Source organism: Synergistaceae bacterium (assembly GCA_017443945.1).
Taxonomy (GTDB): Bacteria; Synergistota; Synergistia; order Synergistales; family Aminobacteriaceae; genus JAFUXM01.
The window spans coordinates 1-17,175 of the sequence record JAFSXS010000102.1 but is presented as its reverse complement, the minus strand read 5'-3'; the positions used below and the strand labels follow the sequence as shown (position 1 = coordinate 17,175).

The 17,175-nt window shown below is 42.1% G+C and carries 12 protein-coding genes and 1 pseudogene; all 13 read right to left on the bottom strand.

All coding sequences use genetic code 11. The features are described 5' to 3' along the window. Nucleotides 1–60: 60 nt before the first annotated feature. Complete coding sequence (locus tag IJT21_10545) at nucleotides 61–300, bottom strand: hypothetical protein (GenBank protein ID MBQ7578688.1); 240 nt, start codon at nucleotides 298–300, stop codon at nucleotides 61–63. 21 nt (nucleotides 301–321) lie between these two features. Continuing rightward, nucleotides 322–855 carry an SDR family oxidoreductase gene (locus IJT21_10540; protein ID MBQ7578687.1) on the bottom strand — a complete coding sequence of 178 codons (534 nt, stop codon included), beginning with the start codon at nucleotides 853–855 and terminating at the stop codon, nucleotides 322–324. Continuing rightward, on the bottom strand, nucleotides 815–1,066 hold the full coding sequence (locus IJT21_10535) for an SDR family NAD(P)-dependent oxidoreductase (protein MBQ7578686.1): 252 nt from the start codon (nucleotides 1,064–1,066) through the stop codon (nucleotides 815–817). The genes IJT21_10540 and IJT21_10535 overlap by 41 nt, the downstream gene beginning before the upstream one ends. Continuing rightward, a complete protein-coding gene (locus IJT21_10530; GenBank protein MBQ7578685.1) occupies nucleotides 1,063–1,809 on the bottom strand; it encodes an SDR family oxidoreductase in 747 nt (248 codons plus the stop codon). Before IJT21_10530 ends, IJT21_10535 begins: the two co-directional genes overlap by 4 nt. Before the next feature lie 225 nt (nucleotides 1,810–2,034). Next, nucleotides 2,035–5,034 carry an RluA family pseudouridine synthase gene (locus tag IJT21_10525; protein MBQ7578684.1) on the bottom strand — a complete coding sequence of 1,000 codons (3,000 nt, stop codon included), beginning with the start codon at nucleotides 5,032–5,034 and terminating at the stop codon, nucleotides 2,035–2,037. A gap of 459 nt (nucleotides 5,035–5,493) precedes the next feature. Then, a pseudogene (locus IJT21_10520) lies at nucleotides 5,494–6,783 on the bottom strand (phosphoglucosamine mutase). Nucleotides 6,784–6,791: 8 nt separating this feature from the next. Continuing rightward, complete coding sequence (locus tag IJT21_10515) at nucleotides 6,792–7,658, bottom strand: Rpn family recombination-promoting nuclease/putative transposase (GenBank protein ID MBQ7578683.1); 867 nt, start codon at nucleotides 7,656–7,658, stop codon at nucleotides 6,792–6,794. 29 nt (nucleotides 7,659–7,687) lie between these two features. Next, nucleotides 7,688–9,184: a sel1 repeat family protein gene (locus IJT21_10510; protein ID MBQ7578682.1), complete on the bottom strand. Its 1,497-nt coding sequence runs from the start codon at nucleotides 9,182–9,184 to the stop codon at nucleotides 7,688–7,690. Nucleotides 9,185–9,188: 4 nt separating this feature from the next. Next, entirely contained in the window at nucleotides 9,189–10,421 is a 1,233-nt protein-coding gene (locus IJT21_10505; GenBank protein MBQ7578681.1) for a hypothetical protein, read from the bottom strand. After that, nucleotides 10,421–11,263, bottom strand: coding sequence for a diadenylate cyclase CdaA (cdaA, locus tag IJT21_10500; protein ID MBQ7578680.1), 843 nt, complete (start codon nucleotides 11,261–11,263; stop codon nucleotides 10,421–10,423). Before cdaA ends, IJT21_10505 begins: the two co-directional genes overlap by 1 nt. A 4-nt stretch (nucleotides 11,264–11,267) precedes the next feature. Continuing rightward, a complete protein-coding gene (gene pyk / locus IJT21_10495; GenBank protein MBQ7578679.1) occupies nucleotides 11,268–13,037 on the bottom strand; it encodes a pyruvate kinase in 1,770 nt (589 codons plus the stop codon). A 99-nt stretch (nucleotides 13,038–13,136) separates the two neighbouring features. After that, nucleotides 13,137–16,550 carry a DNA polymerase III subunit alpha gene (gene dnaE / locus IJT21_10490; protein MBQ7578678.1) on the bottom strand — a complete coding sequence of 1,138 codons (3,414 nt, stop codon included), beginning with the start codon at nucleotides 16,548–16,550 and terminating at the stop codon, nucleotides 13,137–13,139. After that, the coding region (locus tag IJT21_10485; protein MBQ7578677.1) for a hypothetical protein at nucleotides 16,543–17,175 on the bottom strand (633 nt) is incomplete at its 5' end. The genes dnaE and IJT21_10485, both read right to left, overlap by 8 nt.

The window sequence follows — 17,175 nt, the reverse complement described above, 5'->3', positions numbered from 1 at the left end:
TTGTTGCCGGAAAAACATAATCTGGTTTCTGTGTAACTAAAATTAAAGCATTAATATTACTTACCCCCCCCCCCCCCCGAAATTAATTAATATTTGACGAGCAGACTCGCACGCTAAATCGGAAGACTTTATTGCATCTTCTGCGATTCTCAAAGAGTGGAAGCCGCTGACGTTTTCAATTTGTCTAGCTGATTTCCCGTCTACAAGGTTGGGCGCGTATTCAGTCAGAGTTACACATTTTTTCGGGACAGTACACGCGAGGGCCTCAAGGGAAACGCCTTTTACTAGTTGAATGCTCAAAATTTATGCTCCTTTCATATTTTAGTGCTTGATAGATATTCCGCCGTCAATAATTAAATCTGTGCCGGTTACATAACTTGACGCACCCGACAACAAATAAATAATGCCTGCTGCGACTTCTTCGGGCTTTCCATAACGCTTGAGGGGATATTTTTTCGCGTCTTCCTGCAAGATTTCGGGCGTTAAAGATTTGTTATTGCGTAATAAATTAGTCTCGATCATTCCCGGACACACGCAATTAACGCGGATATTTTTATTTGCTGCCTTGAGTGCAGAACGTCTGACATATTCATTTAAAGCAGCTTTTGACGCAGAATAAACCGCATTTCCCTGAGTGAAGCAATAATTTCCGTCTACAGAGCTTGTGAAGACGACCGACGCGCCATCATTAAATTTATCGCCGGAAAAAAGCCCCTCGAAAAGTTCAATGCCTGCGGAAAAATTTATGTCAAAAACTTTCTTGAGCTTCTCACTTGTTATAAAATCGACTGGAGAAAATTCAACTATTCCCGCATTACTTACAAGACCGTCGAGCCGTGAAACCAGTTCTATCAAGATGCCCCCCCCCCCCTAGTAAATCTGCGCAAATTTTTTCGTGATTATTGCCTTCGAGATTTGCAAAAGTTTTATCGAGTTCACATTTATTGCGGCCGGTTATTATTAACTCTGCGCCCATTTGAGAGCACAAAACAGCAGCAGCCCGCCCGATCCCTGATGACGCGCCTGTGATTAAAATTTTTTTGCCGGTTAAGTTAAACGGGTTCATGTCAATAAGAGTCCTCCGTCAATGATTAAATTAATTCCTGTCGTGAAACTTGATGCGTCAGAGAGTAAATAAATAATGCCAGCTGCGACTTCTTCAGGCTTGCCATAACGCTTGAGGGGATAACGTTTCATATCATTTGCGAGCATTTCGGGAGTAATTTTGTCATCATGAATTAAATTAGTCTCGATCATTCCCGGACACACGCAATTAACACGGATTTTGCGCGCGGCCATTTCGAGAGCAGCATTTTTCGCAAAACCGCATATAGCAGCTTTTGACGCAGAATATAAAGCATGTCCCGCAGCAGTGATAAAATTTCCTGCAAGTGAGCTTGTGAAGACGACGGACGCACCTTTTTTGATCTTGCGTTTCTTTATCAGACCAGTAAAAAGCGTTATTGGTGCATAAGTATTTATGTTCAAGAAATTTTCTAGTTTATCGCGCGTGATAAAGTCAACCGGCAATAAATTAAGAATCCCGGCATTATTCACAAGTCCGTCAAGTTGGGGAGATGAGTCAATTAATTTATCAATTTCTGACTGAATAGAAATATCTGCGCAAATTTTTTCGTGATTACTGCCTTCGAGCGCGTTAAAAGTTTCTGCAAGCCTTTCTTGATTCCTGCCTGTGATTATTAACTCTGCGCCCATTTGAGAGCACATTATAGCCGTAGCCCGCCCGATTCCTGATGACGCACCTGTGATTAAAATTTTTTTGTTATCGAGACTGAATATGTTATTCATGACAAATCCAGCCCCAAAAATTCAGGAAAACTTAATTTGAGGATAAATTTATGAGATAATAAAAATGGGGTCGTGTCGTGTCGTGTCGTGTCGTGTCGCCGAGTATACAAGACCATTATCTAGCTGTCAAGCTCCTTTACGTAAATTTTCATGAGATTATATCACATTTTAGTGAAGAAAATGCGCGAGTTCCTGATACAATTTTTCAAGACCCGCGCTAAACTTTTATTCGCCGTGATTGAGAGTGTGCAAGAGGTTAATAAATTCTTCCGGTATATTCTGCCTGAACTTTAACTCTTGGCCGGTTATAGGATGAATAAATGACAACTTCCAAGAATGCAAAAATACGCGATTCATAAATTTTTCCTGCGCTCCGTAAGTGAAATCGCCGTACAATGGACACCCAGCAGCAGACATATGAACTCTAATTTGATGGGTTCGGCCTGTATATAACTTGCACTCAACGAGAGAAAATTTTTCTGCTTCCTTGATGACTTTATAGCCGGTTATAGCTGGCTTGCCTCCTTCGATTACAACGCGTTTTAACGGGTCATTAGGATCTACATCAATAGGGCCTGATAATATGCCTTCAGGTTGTGCTAAATGTCCGTGAATTAATGCAATATAACGCTTGTCGACCTCACGTGAAGCAAACATTTTCTGCAATAACAAGAAAGAGTCTTGATTGCGCGCTACGACCATTAGTCCCGACGTTCCCATATCCAAGCGGCTGACGATTCCCGGACGCATAAAACCGTCCATAGATTTCATTTCGGGATAACGCTTGACGAGTCCTTGAATTAATGTCCCGTGCCAATTTCCTGTACCCGGATGAACGACGATTCCTGCGGGTTTGTTCACGATTATTAAATGCTCGTCTTCATAGATTATGTCAAATGGTACGTCTTCGCCCTCTAAAACTGTGAGATTTTCTGACTCTGGGACTTGAACTAGAAATTTATCGCCGGGACTAACTTTCATGCTTCCTTTGAGGTGTAAATCGCCGTTGAATGAGACTCCGCCCCGTTTTAAAATTCTCTGAATGCTTGTACGTGAGAGTCCTAATTTCTCAGCCAAGAAAATATCAAGTCTGGGATAACCTATTTCCGCGCTTATTTCTACGGCGTTTTCTTTTGCTTTCTCCTGCTCTAGGGTTTCGCGCCGTTTTGCAATTACATCACTGAATGATTCTATGTGTTCATCAAAGTTTTCACGCTTGATTATGAAATTTTCTGAGTCATTGTTTAGTGCTTCCATTATTGCGCTCCTGCAAATATATTTTATGTCGCCGCCTGTGAGTCCTTCTGTTGATTCTGCGAGTTCTGCAAAATTTATATCAGAATCTAACGGCTTATTTTCGAGTGAGAGTCTAAAAATTTCCTCGCGTTCGTTAATGTCGGGTACAGAAACTTTTATGCGCAAATCGAATACTGACGGCATGAATAAACTTTTGTCGAGTCCCCTCGGATTGTCAGTAGCAGCAATGACAGTAACGCCGCCGGTTTCAGCGATTGAGTCCATTTCCGTCATAAATTGTCCCTTGAGAGTCTGTGAGTCGCTAGTTTTTTCCGGGAAAAGCGTATCAATCCCATCAAGAAATATAATCGAGGGTGCTGCCTGCTTTGCCACTCTGAAAATATTTTTTAGCGCGCGTTCTGAGTCGCCCTGATAACGGGATAATAAATTTGCGCTTTGTACGTTTATGAAATTGAGTCCGCTTTCGTGTGCGAGTGCCTTAACCAGTGAAGTTTTGCCGACACCTACAGGGCCGTATAATAAAATTCCGTGAACTTGGCTTATATTATATTGTGAAAAAATTTCTGTGTGGTCGATAGGCTGTCTGACTGCGTTAATTAATTGCTGCTTTATTTCATCGAGTCCGCCCAAATCAGAAAATTTTACGTCAGGAACCTCAACAAAGACCTCACGAGTCGCGCTTGGGTTAGTCTCTAATAGTGCATTCATAAAATGTTTGTGAGTAACTTCGAGCTTTGCAATTTTCTCATATGGGATTAACTGACTCGAAAAATTTATCATCGGCAAAATATCACGAACGCACGACATAGCAGCTTCTTTCGCGAGTGCTTCCAAGTCTGCGCCTACATAACCGTGTGAAAGGTCAGCTATTTTCATCAAGTCAACGTCTTGCGCTAAAGGCATTCCGCGAGTATGAATCTTTAATATTTCGAGTCGCCCGTTTCTATCAGGAATAGGAATCGAAATTTCACGGTCAAATCTTCCGGGCCTTCTCAAAGCAGGATCTAAAGAATTAGGGATATTTGTAGCACCGATTACGATTAATTGTCCGCGTGATTTAAGGCCGTCCATTAGTGCTAACAACTGGGCAACGACTCGGCGTTCAACTTGTTTTTCTCCGCCCATGTCAGCGCGTTTAGGTGCGATTGCGTCAATTTCATCAATAAATATAATTGATGGTGCGCGGTCTTGAGCTTCCTCGAAAATTTTGCGGAGTCTTTCTTCGCTTTCACCGTAGAATTTGCCAATAATCTCCGGGCCTGATATGTGAGTAAACCATGCGTCAGTCTCATTTGCTACGGCGCGGGCAATTACAGTTTTACCAGTTCCGGGAGGGCCATAAAGCAACACACCGCGAGGGGGCTGGATTCCTAGACGTTCAAAGACTTGCGGAAAACGTAGGGGAAGCTCTATCATTTCACGGACTTTGCGAATTTGTGAAGAGAGTCCGCCGATGTCCTCATATGAAATTTTGTGTGCGTTGATCTCTAAAGGCTTGAGCAAATTTAAATATGTAGATTTGTTAATTATGACTGTGCCGTCGGGGGTTGTTGACGTAACGAGAAAATCACATGTTCTAGTCCCGAAAAGGTTTAATCTGACTCTGTCGCCGGTTCTGACTGCTTGAGCTTCCAAGAGTGAAAGTATATAACTCTCGTCAGCGTCGGGTTTGATTAATGGCTGAAGAGTTATGCTACCTGCAAAGTGATAAATAATGCTGCTTTCGAGATTAATATTTTCGTCGAGAGAGACTCCGGCATTTTCGCGTATTAGGCCGTCAATCTGAATTATTCCCGACTCAATATCATCACTTGATCTGACTCGCGCTGGAGTAGTTTTTGAGCCTGTAAGCTCGATTAAGTCACCTTCTGACAAATTTAATGCTCTCATGTCATCATTATGAATGCGGGCAAGACCTTTCATAGCGTCATCGGGTTTAGCTTCCTGAACTCTAAATGTTTTAAGCATAAATAATATTATCCTCCGTGTTATAATAAAAGCGTCCGGGAGGACAACGGACAAAATAATCTGGCTGTCGGCTAAGGTTGCACCCTCAACCGACGAAGAAAATTACCAGATTTCGGTTTAGGATACATTTACTTCTTTATTGAAGTTATGAGTGCAGCAATCGCCTTTATTAAATTGGCAAGCGCGTTGATGAACTGAGTCCATCCCCTCATAATTCTCACCCCTTTTTATTTCAGGCGGGGAAAGATGGAAGTTTTCTCAGCGACAACCCCCCGCCAAAGCTGTCAGGGGTCCTCCTAATTCGTAAAACTTCACGAACTATTTATTATTCTATCATACAGTAAAGGGTAATAAATTTTTCGTGTTATCATGAAAGCGTTTAGGAAATTAATCCAGTTTCTCAACATGAGAACTCCCCCGCCTGAATCGCCGGGGGTTTTCGCAAAACTTCATGATTATTTACGCATATTTCTTCATTTCAGCAGCTAATAAATTCGATACTTCTTCGACCAAACTAGACTCCGGAGCTTCTACAAGAATCCTTAATAACGGCTCTGTCCCTGAAGTACGCACAAAGATTCGCCCGTTTATAAATTTTTCCTGATGAGTCTGCACAATTTCATTTATTGCGGTCATGTCAACTTTTGAGCGTTCACGAGTCAATGTAAGATTCGTCAATTTCTGAGGATAACGCCCGAATCTGTCAATTAAATCTGAAACATTTTCGCCTAATTCCTGAATCGCATTCATAAATAATACAGCAGTACAGAGTCCGTCGCCCGTGCTTGTGAAATCACTTGCTATTATGTGCCCTGATTGTTCGCCACCGAGCTTTGAGTCTGTCTCACGCATTTTTTCGAGCACATATCTATCACCGACGGGACATCTATAAACTTTTATATTTTCACGTGCTAAATGATTTTCGAGCGCAAGATTACTCATTACAGTTACAACAACACTTTTGCACTTGAGCCAACGCGCAAGAACCCATAAAATTATATCGCCGTCAATGATTCGGCCAAGAGGGTCGCAAATTAAGACTCTGTCTGCGTCGCCGTCAAAAGCAAATCCCATAGCAAAATTTTTATTCGCGATATAACCCGTTAAATTATTCATGTGCATGACACCGCAAGAGTCATTTATATTCAAGCCGTTATAGTCCGTACAAATTATTTCAGCGTCAAGATTGCAGATTTTCACGAGTTCCGGCACAGTGAGAGAGCTTGCACCGTTCGCACAGTCAAATAAAATTTTTCCGGGGTTAGCTTTCAAGAATCCTGCTATATGACGTGTGTATGAGCTGACTAAATTTTTTGCGTCATGAAGGCGGCCTATTTCTTGACTCGTTGAGGGCGAGTCGTCTAATAAATTTTCGATTGATTCTTCTTCGTCGTCCGAGAGTTTGCAGCCGTCAGAACCTAAAAATTTTATGCCGTTATAAATTGCCGGGTTGTGTGAGGCACTTATTACCGCGCCTCCGTCAGCGTGTAAATGCTTTATTGCGTAACTTAGTCCGGGCGTGGGAATTATCCCGGTTAAATAAACGTCTGCGCCCTCTGAGATCATGCCGGAATATAAAGCACCCTCCAACATTTGACAACTTAAACGTGTATCACGTCCGATTAAAAATTTTTTGCCCGTCTTGCCTGCAAATTTTGTGAATGCCCTGCCGAGCTTTAAAGCTGTTTCGCTAGTCATTCGGCCTGAATTTGCAATGTCGCGGACTCCGTCTGTTCCGAAAAGTTTACGAGCCAAAATTAAATCACTCCCTGTGAATTTCTGAAATACTCAATTTGTTCTGGAGTTGCGCCAAGTGTCCGCATAAAATTAATTGCCTGCTCCAACATATCGCGGCGGCCTTCTTTCATGCCTTCTTGTATGCCTATTTCGCGACCCTCTTGTAGACCAATCTCGCGACCCTCTTTTATATTAAGATTTCGCTCAAAATTTTTCTCAAATTTCGTAAGCATATAATTTTGCCTCCAATTCTTATTTTGCCTGGCATATTGCAGCCTTTCTTCGAGCCTTACAACGAAAGAATCATTTGAACTCTTACCGTTTATAAGATTTAAGAACGCTTTTAACTTCGGGGAAACATCATCAAGCTCGCCCCTAGTGTTAAGAATAATTGTACGCGCTCCGTCTCCAAGCTGAAGAGTAGAATCACTTTCGCAAAGATTCCTGAACGGGTAAATGTGCCTGCCCTTATTAAATAAATCAAAGCAGCAAATAAATATTACTATAGAATCAGGAATATCATCATAAATTTTTACGCTTTTACGTTCCATTGCATCAAGGTCAATCATAGAATGATATGCCCTCGTGCGTCTTGGTATATTATCACGGTTTACAGTCTGTATCTCGACATCTATAATGCGATTCGAATCATCACGAAGATAAATATCGAACCGCACCCCGCGTGTGTCGAAAGTTTCCTTTACCGGCTTTTGCGGCTCATTAAATGCTATGCGGGCAATATTGAGCTCCGGTAATATAGTCTGCACAAGCTCAAGACACAAATCTAAATCCTCAAAAACTTTGCAGAACATGAAGTCATTTGCAAGAGTAAGATTCTCCCAGCGTTCATTTTCTGGGAGGTCAAACTCAGTGAAATTATTATACATGTTTAAATTCACCATAATATTATTTGTTGTTATTTCATGCGTTCAAGGGCTTCTTTTGCTTCATTGTCGCCTTGATCAGCTGCCATTTTGTACCATTTGCGAGCCTCTGTTAAATCTTTGCTCACACCTACGCCGTTTTCGTACATGGAACCTAGAAAATATTGCGCTAAAATATTTCCATCTTCAGCAGCTTTACGATACCAATAAACGGCCTGCGTTGTATCTTTGGGCACTCCTTCACCGTTAGCATACAAGAGACCTAAATTAGTTTGAGCCTTAAAATTTCCACCTTCAGCGGCTTTGCGATACCAATAAGCGGCCTGTGTTAAATCTTTGCTCACTCCTTCACCGTTATAATACTTTTTTGCTAAATTAAATTGCTCTTCAGGATCAAACAAAATTTTTAATTCACTTGTAATTTTGCTGACGTTAATTTCTCCCGAGTTCATTTGAGCAAGCATTACACCGCTAATATCTTGTTCAAGACCTGACGCTATATTACCGTATTCAATACAGTTTATGGCCTCGTCCCTATTCCCAAGCGCATAATAAACTATTCCGGCGAAAATATTGCTCTCCCAGTCTTCCGGCGAGGTGTAGTCCCTCACTGTTTCGACAAGAGATTTTATTTTGCTTATGTCATCACTTGAAGGCGACTCACTTTTTGCAAGCTCCCGAATCTCATATTTAACGGCCTCCAGCTTGTATGGATCGAAATTCAGAACCGGCCGCCAGACTTCATTAAATTTTTCGTAACACTTGCGGCACTCTGACTCATTTCCGGACTCAAGCGCAGCATTTGCCCTGAAATACCAATACGGCGGGTAAACTCTAAATTTACGCTCGATGAACTTCAACCGGCCAAGACGTTTTGAGGGGTCGCGCTCGTTCATGATATTAAGAAATTCACGCACATTTTCATGAGTCAATCTGTATTCATTCGGGATCTTGTATTGACTCATCAAACGCCACGACGAATTTAGCAGCCTCACTTGAAGTTTATTGCAGTCTTCTATTTCCTGTTTTGTCAGCTCCCATGAAGACGTGTCAATTTCGCGTTTAATCTGTTCTTTTGCGGCCTGATAGTCATAATAGCCCGTTCCCGTTGACGCAGCAATATTTGCAAGCCATCCCAATAAATTAAATTGATGTTCGGGTGCACGAAAATTTTCAAAACCTTTAGATATTGCCCTGTAGTATGCTTCCTGCCCGCGCTGGCGTGAAATTTCTGCAAGGCGTTTTTTCTCCTCGTCTCTAATATTTTTGCCCGTGATGAAATTCATTAAGTCCGAATATAACGCAGTCATTTCCGGGTCGCTCTCGATATTTCCTATTGCAAGACGGTTAATTATCCGGTTATATTCATATTCAAGAGTGATTCTGTCATGAGCCGCTAAAATTCTATTAACAGAAACTATTGCGAAATTCAACGCACAAACAGTATTTAACGAGTCATAATCAGCAGCTTTTACGCTCGGACTAAATATCATTACTGCACACAACGCGAACAAGAAAATTTTACGCATATAATTACTCCGTTATATTAACTGTAATATTTGAAGGCTCGATTAAATTAACCTTAAAGCGCGTATCATCAGAAGTCATTTCAGCTTTTACGGGCAAAGTCGCAGGAGTCATAAAAATATTCGTCATGTCAACAAATGTGCGTAAATTCAATTCTTCAGGCGTAATATTTGCAACAAGTGAAGGTCGGCCCTCTAACGTTATTGCGACACTTGCAGGGGTACAGACATATTTTTTGCCTTGCTCACCGTTCCTGACTTCAACGGGAATATTGACAAACATTTTTTCTGCTCTTGCCTCACTCAACGAGAGACTAACTTTTACGCCGGTATTATTTATTAAATTAACTCCGGGTACGTCAGGAGCCTTCAACGGTGCTATTATCACTTGATCCGCTGCCAGCATTGAAATATCCATTACTTCTGTGTCGACGGCCTCAACTTTTGCGAGATCTATTGCGCTGCCCTCAATTTGCACTTCTGAAGGGTCAACAACTACCGCGCGAATCTCGAAATCTGAGTCAAGGTGTCCTGCCAAACGTACATTAACAGGAACTTTTTTGCGTGGAAGACCGCTCGCTAATGAACCTCTGAATCTCACTTGCGCAGGCTCTATCGTAACTTGGCCGACAAATGGCTCTGACTGCGAAATTTTCACAGGCATTAAAAGCTCGTTGCCCTTCTGCAATTCTTCAACTGTAGGGGTAACTCGGACATTTCCTATTTTTGCGATGTCATCTTCTGCGCCCTTAATAGCTACTTCTTTCGGGATAATTTCGACGCCTTCTATATAATGGCCTTCAGGAATATTTGCAGGTACAACTGTCTCGACATTCATTAAGCGCGTAACCTGCCTGACCAAATCAAGAACGGCCTGCGACGGTGTAAACGATACAAGCTCTATATTGCTTGGAATTTCTACATTTATATTGACTGTGTAACGTTTGCCGGGCAATAAATTACGTGCGTCAACATATGCGTGAACGAGATTATAATCAAGCCGCGTTATTGCATCTTCAGGGCCTCTGATCTCAACGTCGATTTCTGAAATTCTGCCGCGTAAAATTGCTTGAGCTTCAACACCGCGATATTCAAGCTCACATGTAAATTTGCGTGTTATGTACGAGCTTTCGTCGAGTCCCGTTACGTATACCCACATCATAACAGCACTTATAATCGAAATCGCCCATAAGAACCACGATGAGTCAAGCAATCTGTCTAAATTAAAAATTTTTCTCATTAGTGTACTATTCCCCTTGCTCTAGTTGCTGCCTCAGGAGTCGGCTTAACCCAGAATAATTTTACAAATTCCTGGAATCTGCTGTGCTTCTCTTCTGCCTCGCCGATAAAATAATGACGTACTAATTTTTCGACTTGGAAATCTTTTAATTTCGAGAGTTTGCCTTTAGCTGCTACTGATATTTCGCCGCGTTCCTCACTTACGATTAAGACAAGTGCGTCAGATTTTTCTGTTACTCCGAGTCCTGCTCTGTGTCTTGTGCCGTACCAGCGCGATATTTCGGGAGCATCAGCAAGTGGAAGTATGCAGCCTCCAGCAACAATTTTATTTTTGTCAAGCACGACAGCTCCATCATGTAAAGGATTGCCCACCCAGAAAATCGAAATAATTAATTCCTGCGTTATTCCGGCGTTTAACTGCACTGCTGTAGCGGTGTAATCTATTAATGAGTCCTCCTGCTGAAAGACTAATAATGCGCCTATTTTATGTGCCTTGAGATAACTTAATGCGTTTATTACGTGGCTTGCTCTTATTTCTGCTTCGTCCGACGAAATATTTTTAGTGGAGAAATTAAATTTATTCCTGCCGAGCTCTTCAAGAATCTTGCGTAACTCAGGATGAAACACTATCGGAATAGCAAAACTTAACGCCCATAAAGTGTGTCCGAGAAACCACGACAACAGCCTAAATCTCAGCATACCAGCCAGCAAAGACAGCACAATCAGAATAACTAAACCCTTCACAAGCTGTATCGCCCGCGTATCTACCAGTAAAACAAGAATGCGATAAATTATAAATGACACTATCGCAATGTCTATAATACTTCTTATATTCGCCCACATTTTATTAAATTACGAGTCTGACTATACCGCGATAAATTAAGCCTCTCGTGCCGTCAACTGAAACAACGTCATCATCCATCAGAGTCGAAAACGCGTCAGTAACTCCGACAACACAAGGCAAATTAAAATCTATCGCTAGTGAATTTCCTTCACTGAACAATAAACCGCTCTCGAACAAAACCGCGCCGACTTTGTCAAGAATTGGCCTATATTCTTCATTTAACTGTCTCACAACTAGAATACAGCCGGGAGTAACTTTTTCGATAGCTTCTTGAGGAGTTCTCGCAATGCAGACTTTACCGACTGCGTTTTTATGCGATAAAGGGGTTCCCGACAATAAAATATTTCCCGTTGTCAAGACTTCTACAAGATTCGTGGATCCTGCGCGGCCGACCGGGACTCCTGCTGTAATTACGACTAATTCGCCCTCTGGTAATAAACCTTTACTCACACATGTAGTAATTGACTCTCGCGCTGCAACGTTAATATCTGACATTTCAGAGAGTCTAACGGGCTGCACTCCCCACCATAACGCAAGCTCGCGCCAAGTCTGCTGACTCGGTGTTACTCCTAAAATCGGACATTCGGGGCGGTGTTTGCTTATCATTCTAGCTGTTAAACCTGAACGAGTCAGAGAAATTATTGCAGGAGCTTTTATTTGACGTGCGATTAACACTGCTGCACCTGATACAGCGTCGGGGACTGGGATTCCTTCAAGCTGTGCAGGATTCTTCTCGCTGTTCTTGTGATTGCCCCATAAATTAATTTCTTTCTCGGCCCTGTCTAAAATTTTGCGCATTGTCTTTACTGACTCAACGGGATAACTTCCGCCGGCTGTCTCTCCTGAAAGCATAACAGCGTCTGTGCCGTCAAGAACTGCATTAGCTACATCGCTTGCTTCTGCCCGTGTTGGTCTTGGATTGCGGATCATTGAGTCTAACATTTGAGTCGCGACAATTACGACTTTGCCTCTAACTCTGCACATTTCTATAATTTTTTTCTGTGTCAACGGTACATCTTCCGTCGGAATCTCGACTCCTAAATCTCCGCGCGCGACCATAACGCCGTCAACTACATCAACGATTCCCTCAATATTCTGCACGGCCTGACGAGTTTCAATTTTCGCGAGAATCTTCATATTTCCGCCCCATTCTTGAATTAACCGCCTGACTTCGAGAATATCATTACGAGTCTTTACGAACGAGACCGCTAAATATTCCATACCGTGCTGAATGCCCCATAAAATATCTTGCTTGTCTTTCTCTGATAATGCGGGCATAGTCAGATCTGCGCCGGGGATATTTATTCCTTTAGTGTTACGGAGAGGGCCTCCAACGATAATTTTGCAAGTAACTTCATCGCCGTTAATGCTTTCGACTTCGAGATTTAGTGCGCCGTCATCAATAAAAATACTTTGTCCGGGCGTAACTTCCTGCGGCAATAATTTATAGTTCACAAAAATTTTATCTTGAGTCCCCTCGAATGCCTCATCACTTGCACACAAAATAATTTTTTCTCCCTGATTGAGCATTATTTCGCCGTTCTGCATTAAACCTGTGCGGATTTCAGGGCCCTTTGTGTCGAGTAGTGCTGCAATGGGTTTCTTTACTGCGCGTTCAACACGTCTAATCAGCTTTAATTTTTTCTCGTGGCCGTCATAATCACCGTGAGAAAAATTTAATCTTGCAACGTTCATACCTGACTCGGCCATAGCTTTTAGAGTCTCGTAATTGTCAGAAGCCGGACCGATTGTGCATACGATTTTTACGAACATTTATTTTACCTCCCATATAAAAAATTTTTCCGGTTACAATAATTTATCACAATATTATTAATTTTTGTGAGCCGCTCAAACGCCGCTAGGGCTTGAAAGTCAAAACCTGCCATTAGTCCGCTGATTCAATTTTTCGTAGTCCACTAAGAAATTAGCGATTCCGATTCTGCCGTCTGGTGATACTTCTAATATTACTCTTGCGGCGGAAGATTTATTTTTCGCTTTGCACTCGAATAATATAACTGATAAATCTTTCAATTCCTGTTCGTCAGTAGTATCTACTTTCAGCGTGATAAATTTATTCTTGAGCGACTCTAAGTCCGTGAAAATATTTTTTGCTAATATCTGGCCTCTATCGTCTAAATTTCCTTCAATGACACATGGCATTCCGACATTTAGCGAACCTTTGAGAGTCTGCCACTGGGACGGGAAAATAACGACTTCAACGCTATTTTCTGAGTCATCAACCTGCAGGCTGCACATGTTATCGCCTTTTTTGGTCGTGCGTTCCTTAAGTGCTGTAATCATTCCTCCGAAGCACGGCATAATGTCGCGGGACTGCCATTTTGAAATCTCTGATATTTTGCAATTCGTGAAGGGCTTAATTTTTTCTGCGCTTGAGTCATAGGGGTGGCCGGAAATATATAACCCTGTTACATCACGTTCAAAATTTAATCTTGTGAGCGGGTCAAATTCTTCACATTCGGGCAAAGCTGGCTCAGAGTCATTTACGCTGGTTTCTGTTGACTGTGCAAATAAATCTAATTGATTCGAGGCTTTGTGCTTGTTGATATTAGCTATTACATCAAGATACATTTGCAGGGCGTTAATTAATCTTGCGCGGTTAGTTATTATGCTGTCAAATGCTCCGGCTTTAATCATGTTCTCGACGACTGATTTATTTAACAGACTCAAATCTACACGTTTCAGGAAATCCCATAGAGATAAAAATCTACCGTTTTCTGTGCGTTCCTTGATTATCATTTCGACTGCGTTATGACCGACTCTAGAAATTGCGCCGAGCCCGAATCTTATAACGTCATTAACAGCTGTAAAACTTTCAAACGATGAATTAATATCAGGAGGCAAAACAGGAATCCCGCTGCGCCTGACCTGCAAAACATATTCGCCGAGAACGTCTTTTTTCGCCTTCATCTGACTTGACAAATACGAGGCCATGAACTCAACGCGATAATTAGCCTTCAACCACGCTGTATCATAAGAAATCAACGCATATGCAGCACTATGAGATTTATTAAAGCCATAACCCGCAAATTTTTCGATTAAGTCAAATATATGTCCGGCCTTGTCCTTATCGACGTTATTTTTTTCTGCACCGGTCATAAATTTTTCGCGCTGCTGGTTCATTACTTCGACTTTCTTTTTTCCCATTGCACGCCGTAAAATATCAGCTTCTCCGAGTGTATAACCTGCTAAAACGCTCGCACACTGCATAACTTGCTCTTGATAGAGAATGACTCCATAAGTCTCACGCAAAGTGTTCTCTAACATTTCATGCGGATAATGAGGCTTCTTGCGTCCGTGCTTGCAGTCAATATAATCATCAACCATTCCGCTGTCAAGAGGGCCGGGCCTGTACATTGCAAGGGCTGCGACTAAATCCTCAAAACGGTCAATTTTTAATTTGCGTAACATTGCTCTAATGCCGTCAGATTCAAGCTGAAATACTCCGATTGTGTCTGCTTCCTGCAATAATTTAAAAGTTTTCGGGTCATTCATGTTGTCATTAACTTTTTCGAGGTCGGGGACTTCTTTACCATTGAGGGCGATATTTTGTAATGCCTCCTGAATAATTGAAAGCGTGCTTAATCCAAGAAAGTCCATTTTCACGAGCCCTAATTTCTCAACCGGTTCCATAGTAAATTGCGTAACAACCTGCGAGCCTTCTAATTTCTTAACTGGCACAATTTCAGTAATGGGCATAGGTGTAATAACGACTCCGGCGGCGTGCTGACTCGTGTGGCGTGCAAGACCTTCAATATTTTTTGCGGTATCGACTAAATTTTTTACTTCAGGGTTATTCTCGTATTCGCTCGCAAAGTCTGAATTATTGTGCAAGGCCTCATCAATATTTTTCGCCATTGCCGGAATTAATTTCGCTGTCTTGTCGGTCATGTTGTAATCGAGTCCCATTGCGCGCCCGACATCTTTCACGGATTGACGGCCCTTCATGCGCCCGAACGTGATAATTTGCGCGACGTGGTCAGCTCCGTAAGTGTCAGAAATATATTTTAGCAACTCATCGCGCCCCTTGTCTGATACGTCCGTGTCAATATCGGGCATTGAAACGCGTTCAGGATTAAGGAATCTTTCGAACAATAAATTATATTTCAACGGGTCAAGCTCTGTAATCTTGAGAGACCACGCAACAAGAGACCCAGCCGCCGAACCTCTGCCCGGGCCAATGGGAATATTACGCGATTTTGCAGCTTGTATAATGCTCGATACAATCAAGAAATACGCGCTGAATCCCATTTGAGTAATGACTCCTAACTCATAATCAAGACGCTTTGAATAATTTTCCGGAATTTCCCCGCGCCCAGAGTCAGAAAATCTCTTCTGCAAACCTTCACGAGCTCTAAATCTTAATTCATCATCGGGGGTGCGTCCTTCTGCAAGCTCAATATCAGGGAGCAAATATTTTTTCTGCTTTGGTATTAATTCGACGTTACAGCGTTCTGCGATTTTCACCGTGTTAGTTAATGCTTCGGGGATCTCGGCGAACTCGTTATAAAATTCTTCGGGCGACTTCAAGTAGAAATCATTTGTGCTGAATCCGAATGCGTCATCACCGGGCCCCGCGTGAGTATTGACCTTCAGTAATAATTTATGCCAGTCGTAGTCGCTTTTTTCGAGATAATGAGCGTCTCCGGTTGCAATTACGGGAATATTTAATTTTTGCGAGATCTCGATTATAGCTGCGTTGACCTTTTTTTGTTCGGGTAAAGAGTTAGGCATAATCTCAAGGAAAAAATTATTTTCGCCCATAATGTCCCGATATTCCTGCGCGCATTTAAGGGCCTGCTCGAACTGTTCAGATAAAATATACTGCGGAATTTCACCCGCCAGGCATGCAGAACTTGCTATTATCCCTGAATGATATTGATTCAATAATTCGTGGTCGATTCGGGGCTTGTAATAGAATCCGTCAGTGTTCGCGATAGAAATTAATTTTACGAGATTGTGCCAGCCTTCGAGATTTTCAGCAAGTAACAATAAATGATTGTATCGTTTGTCATCGCGTGAAGTGAATCCGGACGGAGCTACATACGTTTCACAACCTAAAATAGGCTTGACTCCTGCAGCCTTGCAAGACTCGTAAAATTCTACAGCACCATATAAAACGCCGTGATCTGTGATTGCTACTGCGCGGGCTGGGTCGTTCTCGTCGGGATACCATGAGGCAACTTTTTTAGCGAGCTGCTTTGTCCTGATTGCGCCGTCGAGTAAACTATATTCCGTGTGAACATGTAAATGCACAAATTTATTCATCGTTATCGCCTTCTAAATCGTCATTATTATTGTTATTGTCGTCGTCATCGTTATTATCGAACGTTAATAAAATTTCAGCGTTTAACTGTGATGCGCTTAAAGCTCTTATTACGCGTTCGAGTGCTGAATTAGTCTGCTGCTGCTTAACTTGATTCTTTATTGCCGGCGTGGGTGTGCTGACTGATTGATTTTCCTGCTTTGCCGGAGTTAATAATTTTTTCTCGGATTTATAGCAGACATGACTCAAGAGTCCGAATTTGAGAACAATATTTTGGTAGCCGTCAAATAATTCTGTCATGACCGCTGACTGTTGATCAAGCCTCAAGAACTCATAACAATATCTATGCAGCATATCAATAATTAAATTTCCGTCCTGCTCGTAAGTGCATGAGTCAAGCAATGCACAATAAATCTTGAAATTTACGGGTTTAACGGCTGCTAACAATTTTTGCTTTAATTCGGGATCTTCTGGCGGTGATGTGTTAGCTTGTATATTGATTGCTTGAGTAACGGGTCTTGCGGGCTGACTTATAGTTTGAGTCTGACTCTGAGTCTGAGTCGCTGCCGGTCTGGGTGAACTCGTGAGTCCAAGCTGAAACATGCCAAGCAAAATATCTGACTTCAT

Bases quoted from the DNA above. Each gene is read 5' to 3' on its own strand.
- IJT21_10535 (MBQ7578686.1), bottom strand. From the start codon at position 1,066: ATGAACCCGTTTAACTTAACCGGCAAAAAAATTTTAATCACAGGCGCG.
- IJT21_10530 (MBQ7578685.1), bottom strand. From the start codon at position 1,809: ATGAATAACATATTCAGTCTCGATAACAAAAAAATTTTAATCACAGGT.
- IJT21_10525 (MBQ7578684.1), bottom strand. From the start codon at position 5,034: ATGCTTAAAACATTTAGAGTTCAGGAAGCTAAACCCGATGACGCTATG.
- IJT21_10515 (MBQ7578683.1), bottom strand. From the start codon at position 7,658: ATGTATAATAATTTCACTGAGTTTGACCTCCCAGAAAATGAACGCTGG.
- IJT21_10510 (MBQ7578682.1), bottom strand. From the start codon at position 9,184: ATGCGTAAAATTTTCTTGTTCGCGTTGTGTGCAGTAATGATATTTAGT.
- IJT21_10505 (MBQ7578681.1), bottom strand. From the start codon at position 10,421: ATGAGAAAAATTTTTAATTTAGACAGATTGCTTGACTCATCGTGGTTC.
- cdaA (MBQ7578680.1), bottom strand. From the start codon at position 11,263: ATGTGGGCGAATATAAGAAGTATTATAGACATTGCGATAGTGTCATTT.
- pyk (MBQ7578679.1), bottom strand. From the start codon at position 13,037: ATGTTCGTAAAAATCGTATGCACAATCGGTCCGGCTTCTGACAATTAC.
- dnaE (MBQ7578678.1), bottom strand. From the start codon at position 16,550: ATGAATAAATTTGTGCATTTACATGTTCACACGGAATATAGTTTACTC.